Raw genomic sequence first — 26,261 nt, 5'->3', positions numbered from 1 at the left:
GGTACATCAGCCCTACTCATTCCCCGTTAAGCAACACCTTGTTTGGGCATTTGTTAAACAACATAAAGTACCCGACAAATAATAAGCTTGCTTACCGTCAACGCCACTCAATCGTAGGTAATCCGAGCATCTGTCGATATTCGCTCACTCGCAGACTAACCCACCGCCCTTCCTATATTTCAGCTCTATCTAAGTGACTGATTGTTGCATTGAAAATTTCTTCTACAATTTCTACTCAGCTTTCACGTTATTAATATAGGGGGAATGCGTATGCTGAATAGTTTTTCGATAGCCGCCAAACTTCAACTGATGTCTTGGTTTGCGTCGCTACTGCTGGCCGGCCTGGCGTTACTTGGCTATCACGCCTTAGATTATGTCGGCGATGCGGCTCACCGCATGGGGAAAAGTAAAGACATCCTCGCCGACATTCTACCGCCCCCCTTATTTCTGGTTGAAGCTCAGTTGATGGCCGAGCAGCTATACCACGACAAAGATAAAGACCCTAAGTATACGCGGTTAAAAGAATTGAAAATCGAGTACGACACCCGCAATCGCTATTGGGAGTCCGCACAGGAGATTCCAGCCCAACTAAAACAAGCCATATTGGGCACGCAACGCGAACAAGCTGATCAGTGGTGGAAAGAATTGGAGGAACGCTATATTCCAGCAATCAAGGAAGGTGATGTAAAAACAATGGATCTGGCTATGGAACGCCTGGATGAACAGTACGAACGGCATCGCGAAGCATTGGCAGAAACCGTCAAAATTTCCAACCGATATTCCAATGAGACCTTGGCAAACCTTAACCAAACCGTCGGCAGCACAACCTGGTATCTGGTCGGACTGGCCTTGTTGGGGGCAATCGCATTCGTGATAATGGCCTACGTGATTATTCAACAAATCCGCTACAGCCTTGATCAAGCGGAAAAAGTCACGGGGGCTATCGCCGCCGGCGACCTGACGGTAGTGATCCCCGATGCAGGCGACGATGAAATCGGACAACTTCTCAGAAAGTTAGCGCAGATGCGCAAGAACTTACACAATCTAATCTCCGATATGCACAACGGCGTATTCCAGCTTAATCGATATTCGGCGGACCTGCTGGAGGCCGCCGCGCAAGAATCGATTATCGCCAATAACGGTTACGAGGCAGCTTGCAGTATGGCGGCCACTATAGAACAGCTGTCGGTATCGCTCGAACAAGTCAACGGTAATGCGCTGGACGCCAAGCAGGTTGCATTCGAATCAGGACAGCGCGCGGAGTTATCCACCAAAGTGATTAGCTCCACCGCCATAGAGATGCAAAAAATTTCAGCCATTGTCGTGAATGCGGCTGACTACATTCGCAATCTGGAATCAATCAGCTCGGAAATAACCAGTATTGTCGACGTAATTCACGGTGTCGCCGAACAAACCAATCTGCTTGCTCTAAACGCCGCGATTGAGGCCGCCCGCGCCGGCGAGTACGGCCGAGGTTTTGCGGTGGTTGCAGACGAAGTCAGAACGCTTGCCGAACGCACCAGCACGTCCAGCGGTGAAATTAAATTGATGGTGGAAAAAATTCGTCAAGCCTCCAAAGCCGCTGTGCAGGCTATGGAAAGCGGGGTAACCGGCGTTGAATCCGGCGTAGCGCTGTCCAGCCAGGCTGGCCAATCGGTCAACGAAATTCTCGATGCCCAATACCGCGTGACACTGTCGGTAGACGGAATTAGCGGCGCACTGGGCCAGCAATCGGCTGCTACACGCGACATGGCTAATCGGGTGGAACAGATCTCGCAAAATGCCAACTCGCTGGCTAAAACCGTAGAGAAAACTAAGCAGAGCGCAGAACAATTGGCACAACAGGCCGCGAACCTCGATAAGTTGGCTGCACGCTTCAAATTGTAAGCATTCAGCGCTGAATACGGCCGCGTTACTTAGGCACAAACTTAACGATTTCCAGGCTTGGGTCACGTGAGTTTAAGGTAATGTCAGCACTCAAACCTTAAGCTGAATAATCTCACTTAGCCAATAATACCCGACCCAGAAGGCTGCCATTTTCGACAACCATCGCTGATTCAGCACCGCAACGCTCGATCAACCGCGTCAACTGCTGACCCAGCATTTCGTTCCGTTGCTGCTCGCTCAATAACACCTGCTTGATCTCCGCCATCACCGCCGCCAAGGCCTGCTGCAAACCTTTTTGCAAGCCTTTCAATGCTGCTTTATGCAAAGACGGCTGAATTTTTTTGTGCAGGAAAAACGGAATCAGCCAGCTCAAACCGATCAATAACACACTATGAATTGCAAAATCGGCACCCAAGTAAGCAGTAGCATCGGCGGCGCTGTGGTAATAGCCGGAGAATACCTGATAGCCGACGGCGCCCATCGCCGCCAGCGGTAAGACCGTTTCGCAAATCGCCGTCAATGTCAGCAGAAAACGCTGAGCACCGTTGCCGGGCTGCAATAAAGCCTGTCGACCGGCCAATTCGGTTTGAGCAGTCAGGTTTTTCTCGGTGTTATCGCGGATACCTTGCAACGCAACTTTCAAGGGTTTGCTGGGGATGTTGGCTTGTGCGGCTTGTAACACCAATTCGTCCAGCAAATCGTTCAGACGGTTCTGCGCCCAGTCGTCCCAAAGCTTGATGTCGGCTGGTTGGCCCAGGTTCTCCGCCCAGAATTGCGCGAGCTGTTTAATCGGCCAGGCCAAACCTTGCTGCAAGCTGGCTTCGGTATGCTGCCAAAGCGCCTCAAAATTTTGCTGACATTGTGCATAGTCTCGGCCGGAAAAATCGTCAGCCATTTGCTGCAAGGTCTGCTTTAAATGTTGGCGGCGCAATTGCTGGCTGCGCTGTTCCAGTTGCGCGACGCTGTGCTGTCCGGACAGTTGCCGCAACTGTTCCAACAATGCGGCGAATTCGTCGCCGTCCGGTTCGCTGCAACTGGTGCGAAAGATTAAGGGATCGGTGAAACCGGCCTTACCCAGCTGCTGTTTAAAATCGTCGTATTGCACCGGCTGACCACGATCCCACTGATTCATCACAAACAGCCAGGCGTGTTTCGCGCCTTCCGCCAATAGCAATTGCCAGGCTTTGTTGTCGCGGTAGCGTTCCGGACTGACGACATACAGTAAAACGTCGATATGCGGCAGCCACTCCAATACCAAACGCTTGTTGCCGAGTTCGACGCTGTCGAAATCCGGCATATCAATCCAGACGATATGGCTATTGGCCGCATCGTTGTGCTGGCTGATCTTGATGCTGTCCAGCGGCAAACCTGCCGGCAGTTTGTTAATCGCCAGGCTTTGGTGGTGATACAGAGTCACTTCCCGCGAGGTGGGCCGCTCGATGCCGGCCCGGGCAATCGCCTGCCCCGCCAAACGATTCAATAAGCTGCTTTTGCCGACGCCGGTACCACCCATGAACGCCACAATCAAAGGTCTGGTCTGCGGGTCGGTTTGACTCGCCGCAAATAGAGCTTCCGTACTGCGCGCATCTATTGTGGTCAATAATTGCGCCCGCTCCGCGCTCAATCGGCCTTCGGCTTGCGCGGCTGCGGCCCATTGCTGGGCTTGGGTCAGCAATTCAGAGTAATCGTAAGCCATGTTTCTTCTCTTTCAGCGCCTGCTCCGCGGCGTGGCATTGTTGTTCGGAGATATTAAAGCGGGTGGGCGACAGCACGCCTTGCGGCAACAAATACAAGCGCTGTTTCAGGCAGGCATCGAACAGCGCGGTTTTCACGGTATTGAGCTGATGCTGTTTTAATTCGGCTTCAACCTTATGCATATAACTGCCGATGGCGCTTTCGGCTAATAAGGACGTAATGGTCAGCATCAATGGGGTAATCACCAAATCGTGGATACCGATACCGCCGGCCTGGATAGCCAGCAATAAGGCGCCGACGTCGGTCGTGACGCGGGTGGCGCGCAGACTGTTCAAAACCATCGGTTGCTCTTGCAGTTTTACGTATAAACGCTGCGCCGAGGCTTCCACATCCTGTTGAAAATCGCTGTGATAATCCGTCACCGCCTGGCGATAAATCTGTAATAAATCGCCGCGTTTCTGTCTCAGCGCCATCGCGGTTTCTTTCCACCAGCGACTATCGGCCGGCTCGGTTTCGGTTTTCTCCAGCAAGCGGTCGGCGATTTGAATCAACAGATGCTCACCTAACTGGTTCAGTACCCCGAGTTCCTGATTGGGATTGATAGGTGTGCCGCCCAAGGCAAATAATTTACGAAACGGCCAGGTCATGGCCCTTCTTGTCTTGCCTAGCGCCTTGGCGATACCGGGGATTTCCAGTAAGGTCAGCAGATTTAACAAAGCGTTTTGAAAGGTTTCGTAATGATGCGGATGGTTGAGATAATCGCGCTGGTACTCCTTAAGCGCTTGCGCCAACGCTTGATCGACCAGGGTTTGCCAATGATGCTGGGCATGGTGTTCGGCAAACACCGGTTCTAGCCAGTCCAGCCAATAGCGGCTGATTAATTGCTGCTGGCGAGCAACATGTTTGTGACGGGTGACTTTTTTCGCCAGTTCGTTAAAGGCTTGCGAGGCCGATTGCGGCCAGTTCGGCACCGCCGGGGCTTTTTGGAATAACAAGGGCACCAGAGTAGGCAAAGGATCGTGACGGGTCTGCAGCCACTTTTGCCGCAACGAATCCAAAATCACCTGCTCGCTGCCCTCATTGAGTTTATTGATGCAAATCAGGGTTGGCTGCTGGAAAATTTCGATGGCTTTCATCATTTCCCACACCGATTGATCGGCGTATTTTTCTTTACTCACCACCAGAACCACGATGTCGGCCAGGGCAATCGTGCGGATCACGCCTTCCCGATAGTCCGCGGCGTCTATCGAATCGAAATCCGGCGTATCCCAGCAGACACAGGCAGGCAACAAAGCTGAAGCACCGGGGCTAGCACTAAGCGAATAGCAATCGTATCGTTCAGGGCGTAATTGATTTTGCTCCAAACGCTGAAAGCGGCCGAAATAATGCTGCATTCCGTCGCAGTCGTCCGGAGACAGGCTGTGGCAAAAACCCTGGGCCTGTACCGTGTAACCGGCCAGCGGACTCACACCGGCGGCGTTGGCATTTAACAGCAGGTTGACCACAGAACTTTTACCGGCCTGCGTTGGCCCGATGACGGCGATTTGCAACGGAAAACCGGGATTGTTGTCGAGCAGCTCGCCTTTGCGAATAAAGGCTTCGCCGTGCAACAATTGTTCGATACGTTGCTGATAATCCAGGTACTGGGGATTTTTTTTATCCAGCTGCTGTAGCACAGTTTGGTAACGCTGTTTGAGAAGTTGGATAAATTCCAGCATGTGGTAAGCTTGTGTTTTTAATTACCGAGTAATTTGGTTTGTTTGGTAACCCGCGTTGCAACCATTATAAATACAAAATTCGGGTTTGTTTATTTAGCCACTGGGGGGCTACATCATGAAAAAAGCGTCTACTGTTTTGGTTTTTTTAACCTGCGCACTGTTGGCTGGTTGCAATAAAAGCAATCAGATCAATGGCAGCAGCTTAAAAACGGTCAATCGATCAATCAGTCAAATCAAGGAAAAATTGCCGCTGGACCAACGCATCGAGTTTGAAGTGTCTTTCTGGACCTTACGCGATGAAATCCGCAATAACAAGGAGTTTTTGGACGCTATCGATGGCAAGACACCGGAACAATTGGTAGAAGCCGGTAAAGAACTGTTTGCCAAACGCAAAGCGGCCGGCAGCAAAGACTATGAAAAATACACAACCTGGGACCAAATGATTTCCCAGTACTCGCAAGAACGTATTGATCAAAACCGTAAGAAAACCCCTGACCAACGGGACAAAAATCCGCCGGCACGAGTCGATTACAAAATGCACGCCATGTAAGTTACTTACGCACCGGGGCCGGCAGTTGTTTCTGTTCCACCAGAACCGCGACAAACTGACTGGCCTCGCTGATGGTTTTTTCCATCACCTCGATCAACCGCGAAATATCCACACCAATTTCCATGAACTCGTGCCGCAATGCCGCGATAGCATGCGCATTCAAGTTATGCTTTAAAAACAGCACCTGATCCTGAAACGCCGCCAACACCGGATGCATGCGGGTTTCTGCGTTCTGTAAGGCTTTTAACAAACGGGCATATTGCTGCCGGGATTTTTTAAGTTGTTGCTGGCTGCGCGCCTTCAAGGCCCGGTTGCTGTATAAAGCCAACTCCGCTTCCCATTCGTTGAACAAGGCTTCGCTAATTTCTTCCACCGCCTGAATTCTTTGACTGACTTGGTCGGCCTTACCCTTGCAAAGGTCGTAGCGGCGTTTGAGTTGTTGATAACGTTGTTCCAGCGAACTGTCCTTCACGTTGACGATGCTTTTGAATTTATCCAAAGCATCAACGAACTGATCGCGGCTGTCCTTCAAACTCTCGCACGCCTGCCCAACTTGCATAACGACGATGTCGCGTTTTTGATGGCCCAGCAAAGATTCCCGGCTTTGATAATAAGCCTTGCGCAAGCGTTTGTTCAGTATGGCTTTGATAAAATTAATCATGGAGGGACAGGATGCGGTCTTTATTCATCACGGTTATTTTGTAGTGTGTCTGAGCGGTGAAGCGCAGGAAAGCAGCATCAAGAATGCCTTGTTGCTGTAAATCCGGCAAACTGGCGTGATCAGGAATCTGTGCAGATTTAACGATGATTAGCTCGTCGGCTTCGATAAACCCAGCTAACCAGGCCGCCAAACTGTCGGAGGTAATATCCCAACTGGCGGCGATATTGGCTTTATCCAATTGCTCAACTTGCGGCGACCAGATCACTATAGAATTGGCTTGCTCTGCGCAAGCTAATCTTGCCGCGTCAGCGATTACAGCAAATTCGGGCATCAGGCTATTCATCAACCAGGCCATTTGCTGCATCGCCAGAATTGCCATCCGGTGCGCCGCAACATCATCAAAACCCCACTGACTTTGCGCGATGCGCACTTGCTCGGCAAACGGCCCGCCGCCGGGCACAATAACAATCGGGCCGGCGCGATTGGCGATTGCCGCCAGGCAAGCCGGCAAAGCGGCTGTTTCCAGCAAGCTGCCGCCCAGCTTAATCACACAAGTCATGCGCTAAATTGTTTGAGCAACTGCAATAAGGCCGCCGCCTTATCGAAACATTCCTGATATTCCTCGTCCAGCACCGAGTCATTGACGATGCCGCCGCCCGCCCAAAAACGTATCGAGCCGTGATTGTGTACCAGCGTACGAATCGCGATATTGGTGTCCATATTGCCGTCGAAACCGATATAACCGATCGCCCCACAATAAATGCCGCGCCGATGCGGTTCCAGTTCCTCGATGATTTCCATCGCCCGGATTTTCGGCGCGCCGGTAATCGAGCCGCCTGGAAAGCAACTGCGCAATAAATCGATGGCATGCTGGCCTTCCGCTAGCACCCCCGTCACGGTACTGACTAAGTGATGTACGGTGGTATAGCTTTCTACCGAGAATAAGCTCGGCACCCACACCGAACCTTTTTTGCAACTCTTGCCCAAATCATTGCGGAGTAGATCGACGATCATGACATTCTCGGCCCTATCCTTGGTGCTGGAAACCAAGTCTTCGATCTGTGCCTGATCGGCTTCCCAATCATTCCGACGCGGACGAGTCCCTTTGATGGGTTTGGTTTCCACGGCGCCGTCGGTGACTTTTAAAAACCGCTCCGGCGACGAACTTAAGACCTGCACATCCGGAAAATTCAGATAAGCGCTGAATGGCGCAGCGTTGATCTGCCGCAATATTTGATACGCTTGCCATGGCTGGCCTTGGCAAGGGCTTTCGAAGCGCTGGGTCAAATTGATTTGATAGCAATCACCCTCTTTCAAATAATGCTTGATACGCTGAAAAGCGGCGGCGTAAGCCTGTTTGTCCATATTGGCGCGCGGCACTTGCAGCACTTTAAATTCTGTAGTTTCCGCCGGTGTAGAAATCGCACTGAATTCCGCGATTAGTCTTTGCTGCTCGCTTTCCGGTAAATCCACACTGACCAACCAGCTTTGCCGATGCTGATGATCGACAATCACCGCCCAGCGGTAAATGCCCACCGCCATCTCAGGCAGATTTTCCGCATCGTCGGCCATCGCCGGTAAACGCTCGATGCGTCTGGCCAAATCATAAGCAAAATAACCAATGGCGCCGCCGTTGAACGGCAGTCCGTCAACACTAGCTAAGGACGCGCCTAACTGTTGTTTCAACAACTCAAAAGGATCCTCGGTACTTTCGCTAATCACGCCATCGCGTTCGATAAACGTCATATCACCGCGTGTTTGCAGGGTTACGACTGGGGCATAGGCGATAATATCGAACCTATCCTGGTGGCTGTGCGGCTGCGCGCTATCCAGAAATACCGCCCAAGGTTGCTGCGCCAACGGGGCAAATAATGCTGCACTGTCTTGAAAATAAGGCAGTGATTGTTTGATGGGTTTGGCTAAAGGCATTAAGAAGTGCTGTTAAGCGGCCGGAATGTGCCGCAAGGACATGATTTGCAATATACCGATTTTACCCCAGCAACCGGCTTTAACCAAACCCGCCGGCAAGATAAGCCACTGCGGCGGCTGGCGCACAGTCGGCGGCATCAATATCATTGGTTTTAGCGGTTGATGGCAGCAAATCGGTAAACTCCAGATACTCCAAGCCCAAATCCGCCGCCATATCGCGCGCAAGGAAGCGGCCAACACCGGCACCCACTAATTTAACCGAAGAGCGGCTTTCCGCCCTTTGCAATTGCCTGAGACAAGCTTGGCTGATTTTCTGTGTTTGCTTGGTTTTGAGCTGTTCGGCAAAAGCCAACCAGAGCGCGTTATCGCTCTCACTGTATTCGTAACCGGTCAGGCGCGACAAGCGGAGGGCGCTAGCCAACACGGACTTCTCCGCGCCATCGGCGGTGTCGCTCTGATCGTGAGCTTCATTCAAGTCACCGGTCAAACGATAGACATCGGCCATTGTCGCGAAATACTCGGCCATCAAACCCATTGATTGGCCGTTGAATTCGGCTTCCTGGGCAATCGCCATCACCGCCGTGCGGACAATACCGGTATACACCAACTCGCCGGATACCAAGCGCTGATAGTCGGTGAAGCCTTGTACCTTTAGCTGGTGATTTTCGACCAACAAAATATCGGTCGTGGTACTGCCTATATCCACAAACAAGGCATTTGGCTGGCGTTTTGCCACCCATAGCAAGCTAGCCAACCAGTTAGCAGAAGCGATGTCCATGCGATCTGCCGGCTGAATGTGTGCTGCCGGCAAGAAGCCGCGCAAGCCAACAAATACCGATACCTGCTCGGCATTGAATTGTTCACAAACAGCCCGGACGATGGCGTTGACACCTTGCTCGCGACTGGTAAAGCAATCCACCAGTTCACCGGTCATCGTCACGGCATGCCGGCAATTTTGCAAATCGAATTGGCCGGCCAAATCGGCCAAAGTGTCATGCAGATACTCTATCCCCTTCCATAATGGACAAGCCTGCTGAGCAAGGGCCTGGATATGTCTGGACTCATCCAGCAACGCCAACTTAACGTGCGCACCCCCAATGTCCCAACCTGCAATCTGTTTGTTCATTTTGCCTTTTTAATTGATATGGATTTGAACTGTTTCATTTCTATACGGCTGTAACACCGGTTCGGCATGGCGCAGGCGCAAAACCTGTTCGGCCACGTTGATCCCGGTCGCCTGCCGGATGCCGACGTAAGAACTGGTCAGACGCGGATTAATTTCCAACACCAGCGGACCTAGTTTGGCGTTCTCGATAACATCGATACCTACGTAGCCCCACAAGCCAGGCAGCGCATCGGCTATTTCGCTTACCAAATTTCGATAAAAGCTCAGCTTATCGGTTTGTAAATTCACTAAACAACCTTGCAAACTAAATCGGCCTTGCTGCAAAGCAATTTGCTGGTGGTTATAGCAGATAAGCCAGGCTTGGCCAGGCTTAAACAAACAAGACAAACTCGCAGCCTGTCCGTGAATATAAGGCTGTAACACATAGCGGTGCGGATCGGTTAATTCGGCAATAGCGACCGGCAAATGCTCGGCATCGATTTGCAAACTATCAAGGCACCCGACGCCGTCCGCAATCTTGACGACCAGCTTATCCGCTAAACCGATACCCTCTTCCGCTTCGCTAAGCAGATGAGTTGCCACCGCCGGAATCATCCGTTTCTTCAAAGCTTGATAAGTCGCATACTTATTGGCGCATACGCTCAAGGCTGCCGGATTGGATAATAAGACTTCGACATTCGCGGCAAGAGCCAGCTCGGCCAAGCTCTGCAACATTCCGTCGCTTTCCGGTGCGATGGGCCAAAACAGATCAGCTTGTGTCAGTAAATCCCGCAACAATGCAAAGATGTCGCAAGCGGCGCTTACCGTCACAATTTCGCCTGGCAACAGCATATCCGGTCTGGCACAGCGCTCATCCAAAGACACACATAGCTGAAGATCGTCCAGACACTTCAGTTCGGCGATTAAAGCCTGTAACATCAAGCTGCCTTCCGTCGCCAGCGAAGCAGGCAATGCCTGCCCGACCAAACCGCCGCCGGTAATAAATTCAAATACCAGAACTCTCAATTCTAAAACTCGCTTGGCTTATGCAGATTATTCCAGTCATTGATTTGAAAGACGGCCTGGTGGTCCACGCCGCAGGAGGCGACCGCAGCCGTTATCAACCTATACATTACACCTCGTCAATATGCGACAGCAGCGAAATAAGCCAAGTCGTGACGAGTTTATTAAAGCTGTATCCATTTCCAAAGTTTTATATCGCAGACTTAGACGCAATCGGCGGCCAAGGTAATCACGACGAAATCATCGACAACTTGTTTAGCCAATATCCAAACAAGGAATTTTGGCTGGATAAGGGCAGTAGCTACCAAGCACTTGCTGCAACGAATCGCGGAATAAACTGTAAGCCGGTCATCGGTACCGAATCGCAACGTCTACCCGTATCGTTAAAAAACACCGATCTGATCCTATCGCTGGATTTTAAACATAACCAAGTTTTGGGTCATCCGGGGTGGCTGGAAAGCCCTGAACTGTGGCCGGATACTAATGTGGTGATGACCTTGGATTTGGTCGGCAGCAATCAGGGTCCGGATTTTGCAAAACTCAGCCGGCTTTGCCAGGATCATCCCGATAAACATTTTGTTGCAGCTGGCGGCGTTCGGAATGTAAAAGATCTTATGCGCCTGAAAACTATCGGCATTACCGCTGTGCTATTGGCTAGCGCCCTGCATAACGGCAGTATCGACGCCGCTATGCTAGAAAAATTTTAGGCAAAAAAATACCCCGGCAAGCCGGGGTATCTTCGACAGCCTTTGAAACTAAAAACTTAAACGTTGTTAGTAGCAAATGGGTGTTTTGCACCAGATTTAGCAGCAACAACTTCTTTAGCAGTTGGAGTGCCGGCAACCGCGCGAGCGATAGCTTCTTTGGTGGCTTTGTAGTTGAATTCTTCAATTTTTGCATCGTCTTCAGCCAACCAGTGGATGAAAACACCAACAGAAATGAACAAATCGTCAGCTTCGTCAGCAGGGATAGTGCCGTCTTCAACGGAATCAGCAACAGCCATAGCAACAGCGCGTTGAGCTGGTCCAAACATTTGAACAGCTTGTTTTGCGCCTTTGATGGTTACTTTGTTGAACAGGATGGTTGCAGGTTTAACCAACAGGTTAGGAGCAACAACAGCCAACAGAGTAGAGAAACCGTCTTTGTTGTTTGTCAAAGCATTTGCGAAAGCAGTTTCAGCTGCTGAGCCGCGTGGGCCGATGATCAAATCGATGTGAGCAATTTCGTTGCCTTCACCAACCAAAGATTCGCCAACGCGCAAGTTATTGATTTTTGCCATTTTAAATTTATCCCCTAAAGATAAGATTGAACCAAAAAAATAGACACTTTCGTGTCTCAAGATTGTAGTTTCTGCTTAGTTCCCTCTATAACCCACCGGTTCCTTCACCGATAAGTTGTTCCAGAAGCACCACCAGTACTGTCGCTACAGTTATGTCAGCTGTTGTACCCGGATTGATCCTTTGTGCCTTAAAAGCTTTGTCCATATCATACAATACTGGCAAAAGCTCTTCAGGCTCACAAGCTGTTTGCATTGCTCTATCGAGTTTATGCATCTCAGCCTTGATCCACTCTGAATACCGCTCTCCATACTTCCGCTCAATATGACTATCGGGATATTGAGCCAACATTGCGGCAAAAACCGCTAACGCCGCCCAAGCACAATCGCCAGACAAAACGAAAGCACGATTATATCTTAAAACGCCGAAATCAAAAACGTCTTTAAAAATTGTTGCGTATTGCAACGCAATTCGGTCCTTGTCAGCGGCAAAAACCATGGCCTCGGTCAGTGTCACATCCGCCGGTTTTTGGACGTCGTGCTGCGCGGATTCACCTAAACCGGCCGGCGCAGCTAAGGTGACCGCTTTGAAAACCCAATCTGCATCCTCACGGGTCGTATTTTCCAGCAATAGCCGTAAACCATCCCGCAAGTTTTCGCCCTTTTTTAAACCGGCAACCACTTGCAACAATGGCGCGCAAAGCAAAATAATACCGAGATTGGTATTGCAAGCCACCGCCTCGCGGGTTGCCTTGACTGCGTAATAAATCTTTTCACCCAAACTATATTGCGGATTGGTAATCGGCTCGCTGCTAACCCGAGCGCTGACACGAAAATCCTCAATGGTCATATCGTCGGCGGCACTATAGACGCTGACATTTCCGGGCTTGAACGCTTGCAACTCGATTTCGCAAGCTTGTAGGTAAGCGTCCATCAATTGCTGCCTGTTCAACATACTTTTTCCGCCACGCAATAACGACCGAGCAAATCGGCCACCAGGCATTCGGCGATATTGATATCACAAACGCTTTGCAAACCTTTCCAGGCCGGCACGCTGTTTACTTCGATGATGCGATAACAACCGTCGGCATCCTGAATCACATCCACCCCGGCATAATCCATGTTTAGCGCCGCAACGGCGGCAATCGCCAATTCCGCTAAAGCCGGCTCCAGCTCGATGCATTCGCAAGACGCACCTCTGGCCACATTATTCAGCCAGGAAATGCCGCGCCGCCGCATAGCTGCAACGGCCCTACCGTGAATCACAAACACCCGCACATCGGAATAGCCATCACCGGCGCATTCGACGAAGCGCTGCAAATAATAAATACCGTGACTACTGGTTAGCCAGAGCAAATCGGTGGACTTTTCTATTCGCCGAATGCCCTCGCCTTGCGAACCGAACAAGGGCTTGCTGATAAGATAATAGCCAGCGCGCAACTGTTGTTCGGCAATCGCCAAGGCTTCGTCACGATCCCGCAATACCCAAGTCATTGCGGTCGGCAAACCGGCATGTTGCAACAAAAAACTGGTCATGCCTTTATCGACGCTACGCTCGATAGCGCCGGCATCGTTATAAACCGGTATGCCCAGTATTTTTAAGCCGTGCAAAACATCCAGATAAAACACCACCTCTTCCAGCGAACCGCCGGGCACGCCGCGCACGAAGACCGCCGAGGGTAGTTCTCGCTCAAAACCGGGAATAACAATGGGCAAATCGGTGACCGTTAACTGCAATTTGCAGGCTGTCAGCGAGACATATTCGGCGGCATAGCCACGTTCGGCAAAAGCCAAGCACAGCTGCTTGCCATGCCAACCGGGATCGTCGGTAATAATTGCAATTCGGCGCAAAGGGATGTGTGTCGAAGAAGTTAGCGATGCAAGCTAACCGACCTTGTCCAGCAAGGCCAGTCAGCTTTTACAGAGAGTTAGAGCGGGTTAAGCCCCGAAGGAAAGGTCCAGCAAGGCATTATCCAGTTTGCCGGCACGGAAACTTTTGCCGGACTCGACTGCGGTGACGATGACGCTAGCCGGGCTAAACAACATCGCATCGACTTTGAAAAAGTCGTATTCGTAGGCCTTGAAAATATCCGCAAACGGCTTGCCGTAATCTTTGGACGTTGAACTTGGCAATTCCTTCGCCAGTTTCTCCGCCGCTTCGTCGCTGCCTTTGACGAACAAGTGCACTTGGCCGGCGAACAAAATTGCGTCATTGGTTCTGCCCATTGCCTTAACAAAGTTAGGATGCGGAGGACAAATCGGCGCACTACCGGAACCATCGACGATGTTTTCCAACGGAAAATGCAACGCATGAGCTTTGTGCATCGCCACTTCCAATACCCGTCCCACTACTTGTACGCCGCCGGCCAAACTGCTGGTGGGCGTGACGATGATAGTCAAATTGGCTGGCGATACGCCACAAGCCGCCGCGACTTTTTCGACGATTTCGATTGGCGGCAAGGCGTCGTTTTCTATGACCAGCGCGGTTTGCTCTGCACTATCGCGGTATTCCAGTTCTTTATAAAGCTCTTCCACCGGCTCTACTGCACCGTCTTTCAACTTAGTTGCCAGTGCCCGCGCGGGTCCGGAACCTAGGGCATAATATTTACCGTGCGACAAACTCCAACCCGCATATTGGCTACCCAAGCAAGACAACACCGGATTGCTCGCATGTACATTAATGGTCAGCGGCCAATTACTGGTGTACGGGCTTTGCGAGATCGTCGCGGTACCCAAGCCGCCCATGCAGATTTCGGTGATAATTCGTCCGGCCTCCAGTCCACCAGGTACCTTAATACCCGCATCGATAATGGTGCAGCCGTTTTCCAGCTTTTCGATACCCAACCGTAATTTATCCGCGTTATCCAACAGTTGTTGAACCAAGGGCTGGGAAAATTTATTGACGCTTGCCTGGTATTGCATGATGTTTAAAGACCTGTTTCCAAAAGATTTGCAAGGATGCGTTGTTGGCGATGCAGATTATCCAGCACCTGCCCCGAATTTTTTCCGGTGGCAATAATACTGCATATCGGCTCGCCTGTGGCAACAATTGAGCCGGGATTCGGTCTGTCCGCGGTCCATGACGGCCATTCAAATCCCTCCGAAATCGTCACGGGATTCCGCGCAAAGACAATCTTATACGCGCTCGGCAAAACAGATACCTCAAGATTTTCATCCGGGTTATCTTGAAAGGCTTGCAGATGCTTTCGCAGCACTGATTTACCGTACAGCTGAGCACTGGCGGAAATCCTCGCATTGAGTTCCAGCACATAACAATCCCCCTCATCGAGAATAAAATCCAGGCTGTTTAATCCGCGAAGTCCGTAGGCAGCCGATAGTTTTAACAGCCACCCCGCCATTAGCGTTTGCACAGCGTCCGGAACTTCCGCCCGACTCAAAACTCCGCCAAACATAAAAGGATGTTCGCTACTGCAATCGGCAAGCCACTGTTCATTGAAACCAATCAGCTCAATTCCACCGGAAGTGGCCACAAACAGCACCGACATCGAGCGGCCTTCAATATGTCGCTGCCAGTAACCGTATTCAGCATCGTCACCGACTGAGCAACGCCTTATCACCAAACCACCCTCACCGCGCCACGGCTTTAGCAACCAATAGTCATTCTCATTAGGTCGGGAATAAACAACCTCGGGGTACGGTATCGAGAACAAGGCAAGTCGGACAAAAAAATCACACTTATCTTGCACACTTTGAAAAATTGCAGCGGAATTTCCAATTATCCGCCAATGATTTTCCAAATACACCAATGTCGCCTGTTGCGACTCCAAACCGCTGCCGTAAAGTAACTCAGTAAGCCGATACCTACGCCCCGCCTCTTCTAGAGCGGCTCGCACATCACTCAAAGCGAGCGAAGTCACTTGGTAAACCATTTTTGCCATTTGCCTGGTGTCGCTGTCGGCATAGCAATCGATAGCCACCACTTCCCATCCGGAATCGACGCACATTTGCACCAACATCCGCGCCGATTTGGCAATCACTAACAAACACTTAGGCGTTAAGGTAGAAGGCATTCAGCTGCGACAAGGAACTGGATTAGCAAAAAACGCTGGATTTTAAAATATTTTCTGTAATAATACGCGGCTGTTGGAGAGCTGGCTGAGCGGTCGAAAGCGGCGGTCTTGAAAACCGTTGAAGGTTTATCCCTTCCTGGGGTTCGAATCCCTAGCTCTCCGCCATACACTTTAAAGGCCTTGATTTTTCAAGGCCTTTTTTATTTTAAAGACTCAGACAACCAACATTTTCTGCAAATGACTCCCGACTGGGCACAAAACCCAATCTACTAAGCAAGCGGAAATGTTTATTTCCCGTTTATCGTCGCCTGTTCAACAATATGCTTTGACGCTTCTTCCAGCAAAATCAGCGTCGATGTTTCCTCGCCGCCAAAATTTCGGAAAGCCTCGTATTGGGTGCCGGGCGCAAATTCCAATCCGGTAAAACGCTCGGCGCCGTCGTAGTCGACCAACAGTTTGCCGTTTTTTGTGTATTTTGCATTGTAGACCAACGATCCCCTGCCCGCGCCGAAACCTACCGTCAATCGTAATGCGGCATTGCCCGGATCAAATGCCGAAATCGCGACATCCAGCTGCGTAGCATTCTCGTCGGTGACAATATTAAATCCCGCCGTTAATAAAGAAGCCTGAATATAACGCCTGAGTTTATCGACAATCTCCAGGTTCTCGCCGCTTACATCAAGCTTAATGTCCTTGCCGTAACTCGAAACGTTTTCCGAAGATATTGTTTTCAGTTGGTGAGTCGAACACGCGCTTAAGATCAATAGCGATAGAATCAAAGACAGTACTTGCACATTTACCTCAGTTTTTAAAATCCGTATTGCGTCAGCTCGATGCAATCGAGGATTCGTTGAATACAGCCCCCTCGATTCCGTCAACGCTTCATTGAGGCCTATTGTATAAGATGCCGCTATCGCGACGGCTACCTACCCAGCTGATTTACCAATCACCACCGGCAATTGCTTGGGCGCCTTGATACGCAGTTGTTTATTGATGTTATAGCGCCCGAACACCACCTCGATATCGCCCGTTGCCACCCCAAACTCTTTGGCCAGAAAGCGCACCATATGATCGGTGGCCTTGCCGCCCACCGGCGCGGCGGTGACGCTGATCTTGAGTTGCTGCCCCTTGGGTTTGCCGATTGCATCCTGCTTGGCGGATGGCGTACCGAGCACATTCAGCACCAGCACGTCGCCATCCCAGCCGCAAAACGAATCCATCACCAATCCCTTGCCCGTTTCCTTAGCCCCGCCCTTCGCTTTGACTTTTTTAGGTTTTGCCATGCTGTCGATTAATTCCGGAAAAATGCGTGTTTAAAAATGAATAACCAACGCGGTCTTTGCAAGACGACGCGGAGCGTCTGGGAACGCACACCTTATCGCGTTTCCAAAGGACGCGAAGGCAATCCCCATGAAGCCGAAGGCACATAAAAATGTCACGCAGGCACCCACCCAGCTTTCGAACATACCCTCGCGAATCTCGAAGGCGCATTCAGCCACCTTGACCGCACCTCCAACACATTTGTCCGTGCCCCCCAAAGCCGGCGAGCACACATTCGGGATATTTTTACATACGCCCGGGAAGTTTTTATACCTCTCCTAAGCCATTGAGAGTGCGTCCGCGGGATTATTAGATACACCCGGAACATCCGGATATACATAAATTAATACAACCGATGCGCTTCACGTTGTTCTGCACATCCTAAAAGGCGACGAGTTACCGCATGCCACGCCGAACATCGGAGATTTTAGCGGAGATCGCGCATAGGCACGATTAGGCCCGCAGCGCGGGCAAGTCCGTCGTTCCCACGCAGCGCGCTCATCGTTATACACAAGTCTCCCAACGACTAAACTACCAGGAGACATGAGGCATATAGATGATGGAGAACAGCGATGAGCACCTGGGCCGAAGACGAAGTCCAAACCGCCGATCTGGAAGATCGGCGCCTGAATAAACGATTGGCATTGTTACTGGAGCGATTAGGCGAACATCCCCAGCTCAGCATCCCGGCGGCCTGTGGCGGCTGGAAGGAGACGATGGGCGCTTACCGGTTTTTCGACAATGATAAGGCGACTTTCAAAAAGATACTGGCGCCGCATCGAGATGCCACGGTCGAACGGATGAAGAGCAGCCCGGTCGTATTGCTGGCGCAGGACACGACGGAGTACGACGAAAACATTTGTTTGGGGCCAAAAGGTCTCGGTACTTTGAAAGAGATGGCGAAACATGCGCGCCGACTACATCCGACCATCGCCTTTACGCCGTCGCGGATTTGCTTGGGTGTCGTCAAGGCAGCGTATTGGGCGCGTGACGGCGCCAGCCCGCGACAAGCGCGGCGGCACAAAGGCGTGGACGAAAAAGAAAGTCGGCACTGGCTCGAAAGCTATCAGGATAGCTGTGCCTTACAGGCGCAAATGCCGGACAGTTTATTGGTCAATCTCGCCGACCGCGAGGGCGACATTTACGAATGGTTTGTCGAATACCAAGACTATGCGCCGACTGCTCGCGCTGAATGGATTGTTCGGGCGACGCAGAACCGAGACCTTCTGGTCGAGCCGGAAAATGCGGCGAAATGGCTATGGTCGGCCCTGGATCAAGCGCCGGTCATGGGTTATACCGAGGTTAATGTCAAGTCGCGGCCGAACCGTGCAGCGCGACTGGCGCATATCACGGTACGCGCCGCCACGGTGCCCCTCAAGCCGCCAACGCGTATTGGGTATCGACTGCCGGCATTGAGCATCAACGCGGTGCTGGCGCGCGAAGAGACGCCGCCAGCCGGCAAGGAACCCTTGGAATGGCTCCTGCTGACCAGTTTGCCTGTGGCGAGTTTCGAGCAAGCGACTACGGTGGTGGCGTGGTATGGCGTGCGCTGGTGTATCGAAGTGTACTTCCATGTATTGAAGAGCGGTTGCCAGATCAAGCGGCTACATCTGGAATCGGAAGAACGGCTACTACCTTGTTTGGCGCTCTATATGGTTATTGCCTGGCGGGTGTTATTCAGCCTGATGCTCGCGCGCGCAGCGCCGGACATGGATTGCGAGATTATTTTCGATCCGCAGGAGTGGCGAGCGGCTTATATCGTCGTCAAGCGCTGTCCACCACCGCTCACGCCACCGCGCCTCGGTGAGGTAATCCGACTGATTGCAAGCTTAGGCGGTTATTTTGCCCGCAAACACGATGGTCCACCGGGTGCCAAGGCCATGTGGATCGGCTTACAGCGCTTGCGCGATTTTGTCATCGCCCTCAATGCTCAACAGGATCTCGCAATGAGATGTGTATAACGATGAGCGTAGCGCATGGGAACGAGGAATTCTTTAAGGGGTTGGTTTACTCCCGTATGCCGCGCCGAGCACCGAAGGTTTTGCAGACAATGGCCCGCAGGGGAGCGGCAGGGATGCCGCTCGTTTTCGGAGGGGCACGAAGCCCCTTCCGAAAACCCTCGGCAAATACCCACAGGGCACAAGAGCGAGGAGCGCAGGAAACAAGCAGCATTCGGGTCGCCTTTTCTTTGGATACTTTCTTTTGGCGACGCACAAATTCGCCTAGAGCGAATTTGAACAGCCCATAGGCTGGCCCGAAGGGCGAAAACCAGGGATGGTTTTCGTAGCGAAAGTATCGCGGCTGCCGGTCCGCGAACCGGCGTTAAATCAAGTTTTACGTTAGCGAATCATCGTTGGTCCAAATTGGTAATCCCGCCTGAGCACAAAAACCGTGCCCGCCTTTACGAGACTAATTAATTGAATCCACGATGCATTACAAAAAAATGATTATTATGTTTTTCCAGAAGCAAAAGATCCGAAAAATTAAGCATCCATTCAAATTTCAATTTTTTCGGCGTTGCTAAGTTATTACTCGCGTACAAATCACGTACATATTCCATGCTATCCAGCTTTGAATCGATCTGATAAATAATCCTGGAATATTCACCTGCTGTTTCGACTACATGAACTGAGTGGCCTGACATTGCGATTTGCGTAGCAAGAACAACAGTACCGGACGGAGCTCCACGAGTAATGTAGGAGTCGAACATTGCCCAGAGCCGTTTTCGCTCATCGCTCATGGATTTATCAGTAAATTCAAAAACTGAATGATCGAATATGCCCATTAATGTGAACATTTCCCGGGATACATTTGCAAAAACCAATTCGTTAGTTCGCTCAACATATCCGTTTCGCTCTGATTTCATACCAAGATGAAAATGATGAAACCCCATAGTGTTCAACAGAAAATCTTTATCCACCCATCGATCGACACCATGCTCCGTTTCTGACGTTGATGGCATATATCCACGAGTTTGTGGCAATGTAGAAAGATGTGGATTTAAATTATCGCCATCTCTGACTTTTTCAAGCAGCGCATAAACTTGATGTTTAAGGTCGCACCATCTCCGATCACTCATGACCGCCGGCTCTATTAAAACCTTGCGCGGCTTAATTGCAACGTATCTGATTACCCAATTGAGATAATGAATAAGCAAGTTCCCTAAAAACATTCCATCAAGCAAGTCTTTAGTTTCACGATTGTTGGGAAACGTTGGCAGCGCCGCGATAACTTCTCGTCGTAATTTCTTGACTCGTTTGGATTCTTCCATAAAGGATTACTTCAGTTCTGCATCTTCACATTATGCTTCAAGGCGAAACTGAACCGAACCAGTCAATATCTCTAAGCCGCCTGCAACTCCCTCAACGGCAAATGCAAAACCGCTAAATTTTGAATATCCGCTTTTTGACTTGCATGTTGAACATCGATCCCCACCAATGCACCGTTTTCGTCGAAATCCAATACCACACCATCACTGACTTCATCCGAATCGACCGAAGGCCTGTCGGCTAAATGAATGTAAAGAGAATCTGTCGCTTCGTCGTAGCTCAATTTCATGGTTTAAATCTCCGGTCGGGAAAGGCGTTGTGGATGGTTATGCCATCGGACAAGGTAACAACACGCAAATACTTATTTAATTCGGATACGAAAAACCAGTGACGAATTCTACCGTCTTCTTGAATTTCGCGGCGAAACGGTTCGGACAATGCAGATTGGCACCATTCGAGTCTGATGTAAGGCCTTTTTTGCAACACATCGTTACGAAAATACTCGGTCGTCGCTATCTGAATCATCGTCGGATTATAACGAACCGCACCAAATTAACCACACTTCGACTCCCCACAGTTCAAACAAGTCATACACCCATCCATCAATACCATCGCCTTGGTAGAACACTTCACACACAACACAGCCTTCTCTGGAAACGCCTGTCCCTCGGTCGTGCCATGCTGCGCTTCAAACTCCCGGCGCTTTTCGTCGACCAATTGCTGGTGGTGATCGCTAAGTTTTTCCGGCTTGATCATGCCGATATGTTTCATGTGCGATTCGATGGCGTGGCCGATCTCGGCGACCAGGGACGGCATGAAGACCCCGCCTTTTTTGAAATAGCCGCCCTGCGGGTCGAATACGGCTTTCATTTCTTCCACTAAAAAGGTGGCGTCGCCGCCTTTGCGAAACACCGCCGAAATCAAGCGGGTCAGAGCCAGCACCCATTGAAAATGCTCCATGTTTTTGGAGTTGATGAAGATTTCGTAAGGCCGGCGTTCCTGATGCACCGTGCCTTCATTCAGGATGATGTCGTTGATGGTGATGTACAGGGCATGCTCGGACTGTGGGGTTTTAATCTTATAAGTGGAGCCGAGCAACATTTCCGGACGCGCCAGGTTTTCGTGCATTTCCTCCAGGGAAGGTTTTGCCACTTCGGCTTCCGCCTGGGCAGCTGCTTCCAGGTTTTCTTTGGTCAGCACTTTGTAGCCGACGATTTTTTTGTTGATTTTGTGTAGGGTCATGGGGGTATCTCATATTCTGTGTAGGTTGGGTTCACCCAAAGGGTGTAAAAGGCGCTAGCCGTAACCCAACACTCATAATGGCCAAATGTTGGGTTACGCTGCGCTTTTATGCCCTGCAGGTAAACCCAACCTACATAATTTGATTATCAAAACTTGCCGTAATAGCCTTCTTTCAAAGCATCAAACAAGTTGGCAGCGGTGTGGGTTTCGCCATCGTATTCCACTTCTTCGTTGCCTTTAAATTCCACCACATGGCCGTCTTCCAGGGTGAACTGGTAGGTGGTGTTTTCCAGGTCGGATTCCTTGACCAACACGCCCTGAAACACTTCCGGGTTGAAGCGGAAAGTGGTGCAGCCTTTCAGGCCTTGGTCATAGGCGTATTCGTAGATGGACTTGAAGTCTTCGTACGGATAATCGGTCGGCACGTTGGCGGTTTTCGAGATGGACGAGTCGATCCAGCGTTGCGCAGCAGCTTGAATGTCCACATGCTGTTTGGGGCTGATGTCATCGGCAGCGATGAAATAATCCGGCAATTGTTGAGTCGGGTCCTGGCTGTATGGCATGGCTTGCGGGTTGATCAGTTCGCGGTAGGCCAGCAATTCAAAGGAAAACACGTCGATTTTTTCCTTGGATTTTTTGCCTTCGCGAATCACGTTGCGCGAGTAATGATGGGCAAAACTGGGCTCAATACCGTTGCTGGCGTTATTGGCTAGGGACAGCGAGATGGTGCCGGTCGGCGCGATTGAGCTGTGGTGGGTAAAGCGGCAGCCCACTTCCGCCAGATCCGCGACCAATTCCGGCAGTTCCTGCGCGACTTTTTGCATGTAGCGGCTGTATTTGGCGTGCAACACTTTACCGGGCACTTGGTCGCCCAGTTTGTAACCGTCCGCCGTCATTTCCGGGCGTTTGTGCAGCATTTCGCCGGTGACGGTGAATAGCTGATCCATGATAGGTGCTGGGCCCTTTTCTTTCGCGAGTTCCAGACCAGCTTTCCAGCCTTCCAAAGCCAACTCTTTGGTGACTTGTTCGGTAAATACCAGAGACTCTTCGTTGCCGTATTTCATGCCCAACATAGTAATGGTGGAACCCAAGCCTAAATAGCCCATGCCGTGGCGGCGTTTGCCAATGATTTCTTCGCGCTGTTTTTCCAAAGGCAGGCCGTTGATCTCGACGACGTTATCCAACATGCGGGTAAAGATACGAATAGTTTTACGATAAGCTTCCCAATCGAAGCGGGCTTCTTTGGAGAATGGTTTATCGATGAAGCGGGTCAGGTTGATCGAGCCCAGCAAGCAACTGCCGTAAGGCGGCAGCGGTTGTTCGCCGCAAGGGTTGGTGGCGCGGATGTGCTCACAAAACCAGTTGTTGTTCATCTCGTTGACTTTGTCGATCAAGATAAAGCCCGGTTCGGCGTAATCGTAGGTGGAAGACATGATGATGTCCCACAAGCGGCGCGCAGGCATGACTTTGGTGATGCGGCAAGCCACCAAGCCGGCGTCGTTGACCACATAGCCTTTTTTATTGGGCAGATCGCGCCAGACGATTTTGTCGGTATCGGTTAAATCCAGTTTATCGGCATTGGCTTCGCGTTCGGTAACCGGAAAAGACAGCGGCCATTGGCCGTTGCTTTTAACGGCTTCGACGAATTCGCTGGTAATCAGCAGCGACAAATTGAACTGGCGCAAGCGGCCGTCTTCACGCTTGGCGCGAATAAAGTCCACCACGTCCGGATGGGCGACGTCGAAGGTAGCCATTTGCGCGCCACGGCGGCCGCCGGCCGACGATACGGTAAAACACATCTTGTCGTAAATATCCATGAACGACAACGGGCCGGAGGTATAGGCGCCGGCGCCGGATACATAAGCGTCTCGCGGCCGTAATGTCGAAAATTCGTAACCGATGCCGCAACCGGCTTTCAGGGTCAGACCCGCTTCGTGAACCTTGTGCAAAATGTCGTCCATCGAATCTTCAATGATGCCGGACACGGTGCAGTTGATGGTGGAGGTGGCCGGTTTATGATCCAAGGCACCGGCATTGGAGGTGATGCGACCGGCCGGGATCACACCTTTCCGCAAGGCCCACAGAAATTCTTTGTAGTGTTTTTCTTGCAGCGCCTTGGTTTTCTCCACGCTAGACAGGGCCTTGGCGACGCGCTTATAGGTGTCATCAATGGTTTCGTCAATCGCTTTACCATCCTTGGTTTTTAAGCGGTATTTGCTGTCCCAAATATCCAGGGAAGCACTTTGCAGCGGGATTTCGGTGGCGTCTTGTGTCACAACATGAAGTTTTGCGGTCATTCGTGGATTCCCTTTTCTAGTTGAATGGTTATAGGCCTATCTCGCCGCTCCGGCACGGCTAAGATGTTGATGTTTATTGGATTAAAACCGAAAACAATACAGTCCGGCGATATACTGCATATAGTGTCTATGTTGAAATTCTAGCACAACATATTGTGTTGTCAGCGGGAAATTTTTACTAAATAGCCGCACTTGCGTGCTTTGTTTTTTAACTCAAGGAGTTAGCGGCGGCATTTAATTTCAATTTCCTAATTAGATGGCCTAGCCATAAGATTTCGAATTGAGCGGATGATTTACACAAGCGCGGGAGGAGTCGAGGTTGCCGTATCAACCGATTATTCCCGGAATGCGGACGCGCCTAACAACAGCGGACCGCCATTGCATTTGGTGTTTATCGTGGGGATTGAAAATGGCGTCAATAAGACAGACAGTTCTGGTGTTGCGCTCGGCCTGGGCCAATCAAAGGGCTGGAAGTAATGGAGAGTTCGCTAAACCGCAAAGCTAACAATGGCAAGGCAAAACCCAGCTTGCCATTTTGCCGAAAATAGGAATCCGTTGCGACGATGGCGTAGCGCTTGCCTTAGGAGTATTGATTGGGACGCTTGAGATTACCGAATAAGAATCGTGGGAGATTATATGTTTAACCTCCGATAGTCTGGTGGGTGCTGAGGGGTTCGAACCCCCGACCCTCGCCTTGTAAGGGCGATGCTCTCCCAGCTGGGCTAAGCACCCGACTAAAGGACGCGCATTCTATCCAAAACTGGAGCTGCTGCAAAATGTTTTGTTAACTTTGCGATGCAAATACTCGTGCCACACGTGCGGTTGCCAAGAGTTTGCATTCTCCGGACAGCCATTAGAAAAACAGCCGGTACACGCAAACCATTTCTAGAAAAAAATTACACTGATTAAACTCACCCCCTCAAAACCGGCCCCTACACACAAACCGCAAACACTGTGTGCGTCAGCTTATTTTCCGGATGTATTGAAAAATCCCGGTTTTAAGTTACCTTTATGTAGGCTTATGACTACGTAAAATGAAAGCCTGGAGGCTCATAGTGTTTCAAGCACAATTATCCAAGTTACCTTAAGACACGTTCTACTAAGCGCTAAACCCGGCGCATTGATACGGAACAATCGAAAGCAGTGACAGGGTTAACAATCCCGGCGCGAGCAGTACTTAAACCGTTATACGTTTATCGACAAAAATCTGATGAGTAAAGGCACCACTTACATACCGATTTACGATTTCTCGCCGAGCGTTAACGCCGGCCATCTAAAACAAATCCTGCCATTATTGATGCGTCATAACGTTGCTGCCAATCCCATCAACTACGCTATTTGGTACGACTATGTGGCTGGCGGAAACCCGAGCTTAAACAAAGCAGTCGACTCGTTGCTCGCCGAAAACAAGGCCTTCGATTACGACAACAGCGTCGAGCTTTACAAATCACACATTTGTAATGCGTCTTTGGAATCTTTCGAGCAAATCAACCGGCAACTGCACAAAGTTATCGAGCAAGCCACTAGCGCGATCAACGAAACTTACAACAAGGCCGAAGAAACCAATGACAGCTTTCAGAAAAAATCAGTCATCTTGGAAACTTTCTCCGCTTCAGACGGCTTGAAAACCATCTTGGAAGAAATCATTCAGGAAACCAAAGCGCTGGCGATGACCAGTCAGGCCATGCAAACCAAGCTGACCGAAGCCAACCAAGAAATGGAGCAATTGCGCACCGAGCTGGCTCAAGCCAGACAAATCGCTACCACCGACGGTTTAACCGGCTTGTTGAATCGGCGCGCATTCGACATGACCCTGGCCGAAATCATCGAACAATCCGCACCCGATACCGCGTGCCTGTCGATGCTGGACATAGACCATTTCAAACGCATTAACGACACTTACGGCCACACTATCGGCGACAATGTCATTAAATATGTAGCAAATTTAATGAAGAAACACGCCGAGGAACATCATCACGTTGCGCGTTACGGCGGTGAGGAACTGGCGATTATCATGCCCAACACCAGCCACGAAAAGGCGGTAGAAATCTCCGAAAATATTCGCACCGCGATGGCAGCCAGCCGCTTGCAACGCAAAAACGACAACCAGTCGCTGGGCAAAATCACCTTGTCGATAGGCGTTGCCAGATTGCAATCCGGCGATAATCCAGAAAGCTTTATCGTCCGCGCAGATAACGCCTTGTATAAAGCCAAGCAAAGCGGCCGCAATCGGGTAATCCATTCATAAACCGCAGAAA

General features: G+C 50.7%; 23 protein-coding genes and 2 tRNA genes. 6 read left to right on the top strand and 19 right to left on the bottom strand.

Translation table 11 applies throughout. The features are described 5' to 3' along the window. Nucleotides 1-270: 270 nt before the first annotated feature. The gene (locus tag ACMXD4_RS09145) at nucleotides 271-1,887 is read left to right on the top strand and encodes a methyl-accepting chemotaxis protein (RefSeq protein WP_415880539.1); all 1,617 of its coding nucleotides are present in this window, start codon (nucleotides 271-273) and stop codon (nucleotides 1,885-1,887) included. A 112-nt stretch (nucleotides 1,888-1,999) separates the two neighbouring features. Here ACMXD4_RS09145 and ACMXD4_RS09140 read toward each other — a convergent pair whose 3' ends face one another. Beyond that, the gene (locus ACMXD4_RS09140) at nucleotides 2,000-3,583 is read right to left on the bottom strand and encodes a GTPase (protein WP_415880538.1); all 1,584 of its coding nucleotides are present in this window, start codon (nucleotides 3,581-3,583) and stop codon (nucleotides 2,000-2,002) included. After that, nucleotides 3,564-5,300, bottom strand: a complete 1,737-nt coding sequence (locus ACMXD4_RS09135; protein ID WP_415880537.1) for a GTPase — start codon at nucleotides 5,298-5,300, stop codon at nucleotides 3,564-3,566. The genes ACMXD4_RS09140 and ACMXD4_RS09135 overlap by 20 nt, the downstream gene beginning before the upstream one ends. A gap of 115 nt (nucleotides 5,301-5,415) precedes the next feature. Here ACMXD4_RS09135 and ACMXD4_RS09130 point away from each other — a divergent pair, with 115 nt between their 5' ends. After that, complete coding sequence (locus tag ACMXD4_RS09130) at nucleotides 5,416-5,850, top strand: DUF6694 family lipoprotein (protein WP_415880536.1); 435 nt, start codon at nucleotides 5,416-5,418, stop codon at nucleotides 5,848-5,850. Nucleotide 5,851: 1 nt separating this feature from the next. Here ACMXD4_RS09130 and ACMXD4_RS09125 read toward each other — a convergent pair whose 3' ends face one another. The 5 genes from ACMXD4_RS09125 to ACMXD4_RS09105 form a co-directional block, all read right to left on the bottom strand. Then, complete coding sequence (locus ACMXD4_RS09125; RefSeq protein ID WP_205450470.1) at nucleotides 5,852-6,511, bottom strand: DUF2959 domain-containing protein; 660 nt, start codon at nucleotides 6,509-6,511, stop codon at nucleotides 5,852-5,854. Then, a complete protein-coding gene (locus tag ACMXD4_RS09120; RefSeq protein ID WP_415880535.1) occupies nucleotides 6,504-7,070 on the bottom strand; it encodes a uridylate kinase in 567 nt (188 codons plus the stop codon). The genes ACMXD4_RS09125 and ACMXD4_RS09120 overlap by 8 nt, the downstream gene beginning before the upstream one ends. After that, nucleotides 7,067-8,440 carry an aminodeoxychorismate synthase component I gene (gene pabB / locus ACMXD4_RS09115; protein WP_415880534.1) on the bottom strand — a complete coding sequence of 458 codons (1,374 nt, stop codon included), beginning with the start codon at nucleotides 8,438-8,440 and terminating at the stop codon, nucleotides 7,067-7,069. Before pabB ends, ACMXD4_RS09120 begins: the two co-directional genes overlap by 4 nt. Before the next feature lie 79 nt (nucleotides 8,441-8,519). Then, a complete protein-coding gene (locus tag ACMXD4_RS09110) occupies nucleotides 8,520-9,566 on the bottom strand; it encodes a hydantoinase/oxoprolinase family protein (RefSeq protein ID WP_415880533.1) in 1,047 nt (348 codons plus the stop codon). A gap of 9 nt (nucleotides 9,567-9,575) precedes the next feature. Then, entirely contained in the window at nucleotides 9,576-10,571 is a 996-nt protein-coding gene (locus ACMXD4_RS09105; RefSeq protein ID WP_415880532.1) for an ATP-grasp domain-containing protein, read from the bottom strand. A 20-nt stretch (nucleotides 10,572-10,591) separates the two neighbouring features. Between ACMXD4_RS09105 and ACMXD4_RS09100 the strand changes: the two genes are divergently transcribed. Next, the gene (locus tag ACMXD4_RS09100) at nucleotides 10,592-11,275 is read left to right on the top strand and encodes a HisA/HisF-related TIM barrel protein (RefSeq protein ID WP_415880531.1); all 684 of its coding nucleotides are present in this window, start codon (nucleotides 10,592-10,594) and stop codon (nucleotides 11,273-11,275) included. 56 nt (nucleotides 11,276-11,331) lie between these two features. Here the strand turns inward: ACMXD4_RS09100 and fae are convergent, their stop codons facing one another. The 5 genes from fae to ACMXD4_RS09075 form a co-directional block, all read right to left on the bottom strand. After that, complete coding sequence (gene fae / locus ACMXD4_RS09095) at nucleotides 11,332-11,847, bottom strand: formaldehyde-activating enzyme (RefSeq protein ID WP_033158126.1); 516 nt, start codon at nucleotides 11,845-11,847, stop codon at nucleotides 11,332-11,334. An 85-nt stretch (nucleotides 11,848-11,932) separates the two neighbouring features. Then, a complete protein-coding gene (locus ACMXD4_RS09090; RefSeq protein WP_415880530.1) occupies nucleotides 11,933-12,799 on the bottom strand; it encodes a triphosphoribosyl-dephospho-CoA synthase in 867 nt (288 codons plus the stop codon). After that, nucleotides 12,793-13,695, bottom strand: a complete 903-nt coding sequence (locus ACMXD4_RS09085; protein ID WP_415880529.1) for an ATP-grasp domain-containing protein — start codon at nucleotides 13,693-13,695, stop codon at nucleotides 12,793-12,795. Before ACMXD4_RS09085 ends, ACMXD4_RS09090 begins: the two co-directional genes overlap by 7 nt. Nucleotides 13,696-13,782: 87 nt before the next feature. After that, nucleotides 13,783-14,766 (bottom strand): methenyltetrahydromethanopterin cyclohydrolase, encoded by a 984-nt coding sequence (gene mch / locus ACMXD4_RS09080; RefSeq protein ID WP_415880528.1) that lies wholly within the window; start codon nucleotides 14,764-14,766, stop codon nucleotides 13,783-13,785. Between the two features lie 5 nt (nucleotides 14,767-14,771). After that, nucleotides 14,772-15,842, bottom strand: coding sequence for an ATP-grasp domain-containing protein (locus ACMXD4_RS09075; protein ID WP_415880527.1), 1,071 nt, complete (start codon nucleotides 15,840-15,842; stop codon nucleotides 14,772-14,774). Between the two features lie 108 nt (nucleotides 15,843-15,950). On the opposite strand from ACMXD4_RS09075, the gene ACMXD4_RS09070 reads away from it, so the two are divergent. Next, a tRNA-Ser gene (locus tag ACMXD4_RS09070) sits at nucleotides 15,951-16,040 on the top strand. A gap of 122 nt (nucleotides 16,041-16,162) precedes the next feature. Here ACMXD4_RS09070 and ACMXD4_RS09065 read toward each other — a convergent pair. Further along, complete coding sequence (locus ACMXD4_RS09065) at nucleotides 16,163-16,669, bottom strand: DUF4410 domain-containing protein (protein WP_415880526.1); 507 nt, start codon at nucleotides 16,667-16,669, stop codon at nucleotides 16,163-16,165. Between the two features lie 132 nt (nucleotides 16,670-16,801). After that, nucleotides 16,802-17,158 carry a DUF167 domain-containing protein gene (locus ACMXD4_RS09060; protein WP_415880525.1) on the bottom strand — a complete coding sequence of 119 codons (357 nt, stop codon included), beginning with the start codon at nucleotides 17,156-17,158 and terminating at the stop codon, nucleotides 16,802-16,804. Nucleotides 17,159-17,767: 609 nt separating this feature from the next. Here ACMXD4_RS09060 and ACMXD4_RS09055 point away from each other — a divergent pair. After that, a complete protein-coding gene (locus ACMXD4_RS09055; protein WP_415878376.1) occupies nucleotides 17,768-19,156 on the top strand; it encodes an IS4 family transposase in 1,389 nt (462 codons plus the stop codon). Between the two features lie 452 nt (nucleotides 19,157-19,608). Here the strand turns inward: ACMXD4_RS09055 and ACMXD4_RS09050 are convergent, their stop codons facing one another. From ACMXD4_RS09050 to ACMXD4_RS09030, 5 genes are all read right to left on the bottom strand, one after another. After that, nucleotides 19,609-20,466: a hypothetical protein gene (locus ACMXD4_RS09050; RefSeq protein WP_415880524.1), complete on the bottom strand. Its 858-nt coding sequence runs from the start codon at nucleotides 20,464-20,466 to the stop codon at nucleotides 19,609-19,611. Between the two features lie 71 nt (nucleotides 20,467-20,537). After that, a complete protein-coding gene (locus ACMXD4_RS09045) occupies nucleotides 20,538-20,753 on the bottom strand; it encodes a DUF2283 domain-containing protein (RefSeq protein ID WP_033155182.1) in 216 nt (71 codons plus the stop codon). 263 nt (nucleotides 20,754-21,016) lie between these two features. Further along, nucleotides 21,017-21,706, bottom strand: a complete 690-nt coding sequence (locus ACMXD4_RS09040) for an NrdJb (protein WP_171695778.1) — start codon at nucleotides 21,704-21,706, stop codon at nucleotides 21,017-21,019. A 146-nt stretch (nucleotides 21,707-21,852) separates the two neighbouring features. Further along, complete coding sequence (locus ACMXD4_RS09035) at nucleotides 21,853-24,003, bottom strand: adenosylcobalamin-dependent ribonucleoside-diphosphate reductase (RefSeq protein WP_415880523.1); 2,151 nt, start codon at nucleotides 24,001-24,003, stop codon at nucleotides 21,853-21,855. 656 nt (nucleotides 24,004-24,659) lie between these two features. Beyond that, nucleotides 24,660-24,735, bottom strand: a tRNA-Val gene (locus tag ACMXD4_RS09030). Between the two features lie 478 nt (nucleotides 24,736-25,213). On the opposite strand from ACMXD4_RS09030, the gene ACMXD4_RS09025 reads away from it, so the two are divergent. Then, nucleotides 25,214-26,251, top strand: a complete 1,038-nt coding sequence (locus ACMXD4_RS09025; protein ID WP_033155185.1) for a GGDEF domain-containing protein — start codon at nucleotides 25,214-25,216, stop codon at nucleotides 26,249-26,251. The last annotated feature ends 10 nt before the right edge of the window (nucleotides 26,252-26,261 follow it).

Origin of the sequence: Methylomonas sp. TEB (assembly GCF_047777895.1) — a bacterium.
Lineage (GTDB): Bacteria > Pseudomonadota > Gammaproteobacteria > Methylococcales > Methylomonadaceae > Methylomonas.
The sequence above is the reverse complement of the archived record's forward strand: the minus strand, read 5'-3'. Positions and strand labels throughout refer to the sequence as shown.